This is a genomic window from Amycolatopsis sp. NPDC045836 (assembly GCF_056431745.1).
This window is the reverse complement of the sequence record NZ_JBWKKF010000056.1, coordinates 1-3,448: the sequence shown is the minus strand read 5'-3', so window position 1 is coordinate 3,448 and position 3,448 is coordinate 1. Positions and strand designations below refer to the sequence as shown.

1 protein-coding gene is annotated in these 3,448 nt (G+C 71.0%); it reads right to left on the bottom strand.

Translation table 11 applies throughout. The annotated features are described in order from the left end of the window. The coding region (locus AC07EG_RS40245; RefSeq protein WP_478258535.1) for a condensation domain-containing protein at window positions 1-3,448 on the bottom strand (3,448 nt) is incomplete at both ends.

Genomic DNA, 3,448 nt, shown 5'->3' with positions numbered 1-3,448 from the left:
GCACACACCCGGCCGCCACCGCACCGAAATCGACCGCCGTGTCGTTCCACTGCCGCACCACCAGGTCCCGCTCGGCCGCGCCGAGCAGCGGCACCTCATCGACCGCCCGGTCCGGCGCGGAGATCACCCCGTCCAGCAGCACCTCGAAGTGGCCGAGCAGGCGCTCCACGGTGTCGGCGGTGAGGCGGTCCGGGTCGTGCCGGGTGCGCAGGGTCAGCCGGTCCAGTGGTTCCACCACCAGGGCGAGGAGGTAGTTCGTCTGCTCGTAGGACTGGTGGTCCGAAACGCGCAACCCGGCGTCGACCTGGAACACCGATTCGTCGAGCAGGTAGTTCTCCACCACGAAAATGTGGTCGAACAGCGGCGTGCCACCGGCCACGTCGCTCCACTCGTGCACCTTCGTCAAAGGCGTGTTCTCGTGGCGACGGCGTTCGGTCTCCACCCGCTGCAGGTCGGCCAGCCAGTCGGCGACCCGCTGTCCGGCGGGCACGCCGACCCGCGCCGGGAGCGTGTTGATGAACAACCCGATCATCCGCTCCACGCCGGGCACCTCGGCCGGTCGGCCGGCGGAGGTCACCCCGAACACCACGTCCCGCTGCCCGGAGTACCGCGACAGCAGCAGCGACCAGGCCCCCATCAGCACGGTGTTCAGCGTGAACCCGTGCGCACGGGCGAACTCGCGGGTGCGGTCCGACAACTCCGCCGGTAGTTCCACAATGGACTCAGCGGCTTCGGGACGGCGGTCCGTCGAGGCGGTGACCTGCTCGATGCCCAGCCGGGTCGGCTCGGTGAACCCGGCGAGGTGGGTCCGCCAGTACGCCTCGGCCACGCCGAAGTCCTGGGCTTCCAGCCACGCCACGTAGTCGCGGTAGGACGGTGCGGTCACCGCGGGCGGCTCCTGTCCGGCCGACAGCGCCCGGTAGACGGCGAAGAAGTCCTCCAGCACCAGCGCGGCGCTCCACCCGTCCAGCACCACGTGGTGGTGCGACCACACGAGCTCCCAGGTGGCGTCGCCGGTGCGGACCAGCCGCACGCGCATGAGCGGCGCTTCGGCCAGCGAGAACCCCGCCGTCCGGTCCTCCCGCAGCAGTTCACCCAGGTCGTCGCGCTCCTCCAGGACGATCGGCGCGGTGACCTCGGCGTGCACCACCTGGTACGGGGTGTCGAGGTCCCGCCAGGCGAGCGCGGTGCGCAGGGCCGGGTGCCGCCGCACGGTCCGCTGCCACGCCTCGCACAGCGTCGGCACCCGGAGTTCCCCGGACAGCCGCAGCCGGATCTGTTCGAGGTAGACACCGGAGCCGGGGGCGGCGAGCGTGTGGAACAGCAGGCCCTGCTGCATCGGGGTGGCCGGGTACAGGTCCTCGATCGGGCCGTGGTCGGCGGTGATCCGCGCCAGCTCCGCCCCGGTCACCCGGGTCAGCGGGAAGTCCTCCGGGATCTCCGCGGCCCGGGTCGACGCGGTCAGCGTGGCGAGGTGCCGCTGGACGCCGTCCAGCAGGGCGTCGACGGTGGCGGCCTCGTGGCGTTCCGCGGCGTAGGTGAAGTCGATGAACAGCTGGTCGTGGTGCAGTCCGGCGTTGATCTCGAAGGTGTGGTGGCGGCGGTTCTCCGGTGCGTACCCGGCGTCGCTGGCCGCCACGTCGTAGCGCAGGGTGAACGCCTCACCGGACTGGTCGAGCTGCCCCAGGTAGTTGAACAGCACCGGGACCGGCGGGGCCACCGGCAGCAGGTCGGTGGTGTGGCGCAGCACGCCGTAACCGAGGCCCTGGTCCGGCGCCGAGCGCAGCGACCGCTTCACCGCCCGCAGCGCGCCGATCTCGTCGGTGCCGCCGACCGGCAGGTGCACCGGCCGGATCGTGGTGAACCAGCCCGCGGTGCGCGAGAGGTCGATGTCGTCGAACAGCGCTTCGCGGCCGTGGGCCTCGACGTCCACGGTGACGCCTTCGCGACCCGTCCAGTCGGTGAGCGCACGGGCCCACGCGGTCAGCACGAGTTCGTCCGGCCGCGCCTTCAGCCGCCTGCCCGCGTCCAGCACGGCGGCGGCCGGGAGCAGCACGCGCCGGGTGACCGCGCCGGCGTGCACGTCGTCACCGGTGCGGTCGGCGGGCAGCGGGCTCACCGTGCTCAGCACCTCGCGCCAGTGTTCGACCTGGTCCGTGGCGTCGTAGGCAGCCAGCCGGGAGGTCCATTCGGCGAACGAGGTGGTCTTGGCGGGTGGTTCGCCGAGACCGAGGTAGGCGCGCTCGAAGTCCTCCAGCACGAACCGCCAGCTCACCGCGTCGATGACCAGGTGGTGGCAGGCCAGCACGAGCTTGTTCCCGTCGATCGCCGCTTGCAGCAGCGGGCCGTGCTCCAGGTCCAGCCCGGCGTTCGGGTCACCGGTGACCACCGGCGCCACGGCCTCGGGCAGTTGCTCCTGGTGCCACTGGCCGTTCTCGCGGGTGAAACGGGAGCGCAGCACGTCGTGGTGGTCAAGCACGGTTTCGAGGGCTTTCGCCACACGCGCCGGGTCCAACTCGACGCTCGATTCGAGCACCACGCTCTGGTTCCAGTGATCGCGGTTCGCCAGATCGAGCCCGAAGAACCAGCGTTGCACCGGCCCGAGTTCGACCGGACCGACCACCGGCCCCTGCTCGGCCACCACCACCGGGCCCTCACCGGCCACCTCGACCAGCCGGGCCACGGTCTGCTCCCGGAACACCTGCGCCGGAGTCAGGTGAATGCCGTGCTGGGCGGCCCGGGACACCATCTGGATGGACAGGATCGAATCACCACCGAGGCCGAAGAAGTTGTCGCGCACGCCCACGCGCTCGACGCCCAGCACCTCGGCCCAGATCGCCGCGAGCACCCGTTCGGTTTCGGAGCGGGCCTCGACGAACTCGTCAGCCGCCTGCCACCGGGGTTCCGGCAACGCCGAGCGGTCCACCTTGCCGTTGACCGACAACGGCAACCGGGCCAGCGGGGTGAGCCCGGCCGGGACCATGTACTCCGGCAACCGCTGCCGTACCCACTCACGCAACTCGGACACGTCGTCGGCAACCACGTACGACGCCAGCCGACCGTCGTGAACCACGGTCACCGACTCGGCCACCGCCGGATGCTCCGACAGCACCGAGTCGATCTCGCCCAACTCGACCCGGAAACCCCGGATCTTGACCTGGTGGTCCACCCGGCCCAGGAACTCGATCACCCCATCCGGCCGCCACCGGCCCAGGTCACCGGTGCGATACAGCAACGCACGCGGGTCATCGGAGAACGGATCCGGCAGGAAACTCGCGTTCGTGCGCTCTTCGTCACCCCAGTAACCCCGTGCCACCCCGATACCACCGATGCACAACTCACCGGCCACGCCCACCGGGCACACCTGCTGCGCCTCGTTGAGGACGTAGAAGCGCTGGTTGGCCAGCGGACGGCCGTAGGGAACGCTCGTCCAGCCCGGGTCCACGTG